Raw genomic sequence first — 1,277 nt, forward strand, 5'->3', positions numbered from 1 at the left:
TGTATTTTGCAATAGAAAAGTGCAGAGTGTTGCAACGTTTTTTACAGAGTGTTGCCGCCAAAGGTGGGGTGTTAGTTAATGCGTGATAATGCATTGGTTAAACGATAGCTTTCGCCCGTATAGGTGATGATGTGCGCATGGTGGATCAGTCGATCCACTAGTGCTGCCGTTAGCCGGCTATCGATAAAGATGCGGTTCCATTGGCTGAACTCCAGGTTCGAGGTGACAATCAAACTCTTCTTTTCATAAAACTCGGTAATGAGTTGAAAGAGAATTTCGGCGCCTTCCTTACTGAAAGGTACGTAACCCATCTCATCTAAAATTAGCAGTTGAATATCATCGAATTTCTTGCGAAATGCACTTAGCTTTCCATTCCGATAAGCGGTTTCCAGTTCTTCAACCAAATGTGAGACTCGGTAGAATCGCACCTGATAGCCCATTTCACAGGCTCGTCTGCCTAAGGCCGAAGCCAAATGCGTTTTCCCAGTGCCCGGTGCTCCGACGAGCACTAGATTCTGGTGTGCTTTGATAAACTCCAGCTCTTCCAATTGCTCCCTGGTCACCGTTTGCGGCAACCTCAGGGAAGCGGAATCCCACTGGTAGCTTTCCAGCGTTTTGTTCTCCAAAAAACGTGCTTTTTTCAAATTCCGTTCCACTTTAGCGAATTCGCGCATTTCGATTTCTTTGATGAGCACGTTCGATAAGTAATCTTGAGGGGTCGAAAATTCAACCGAATCCACGACTTCAGCCACATACGCGAGACGAAGCTGCTTGCACAAATCACGCAGGTTCTCGGTCATTATGCGCGCCTCCTTGCTGGCCCAAGCTATCATACTGTTTCCATTCCACATCAAAAGGATGATTCGGTTCAGGAGTTGGATCGGCCATCATATGCTTGTAAAAATCCTCATTGATTTCTTCCAAGGGGTAACGGGTTAGAAGCGTGAGCACTTGCTCAATCCGTTGTTTTCGCACATGGACGGAAGGAATATCCAAATAGTCTTTGATGCGGCCGGGCAGGTATTGCCGATAGCGGGAATATTCGACGACGCGGGGCTTTTGTCGCCACGCATTAAAGATATCCTTCCATGGAAGTAGCTTCCGCTTGTTCATATAAGGTCGCAGACCTTCGGCGATAATTTCTCCGTTAGGGGTGACCACTTGGTATTTATCCCACGTTGTCACCAGGTACAATTGGATATGATTTTTCCCTTTCGGGATATGTACGATGTCATCATCCACTCTGATTTCGTTGTAAGGATTCACTTTGATCAGCT

At 46.4% G+C, this 1,277-nt stretch carries 1 protein-coding gene and 1 pseudogene; both read right to left on the reverse strand.

Annotated elements, in window-relative coordinates; genetic code table 11:
- Nucleotides 1-71 precede the first annotated feature (71 nt).
- Nucleotides 72-800: an IS21-like element helper ATPase IstB gene (gene istB / locus BLQ32_RS19545; RefSeq protein ID WP_074511893.1), complete on the reverse strand. Its 729-nt coding sequence runs from the start codon at nucleotides 798-800 to the stop codon at nucleotides 72-74.
- Nucleotides 781-1,277: pseudogene (locus BLQ32_RS19550) on the reverse strand (IS21 family transposase); the annotation flags it as partial. The gene istB and the pseudogene BLQ32_RS19550, both read right to left, overlap by 20 nt.

Source organism: Planococcus glaciei (assembly GCF_900099655.1).
Lineage (GTDB): Bacteria > Bacillota > Bacilli > Bacillales_A > Planococcaceae > Planococcus > Planococcus glaciei.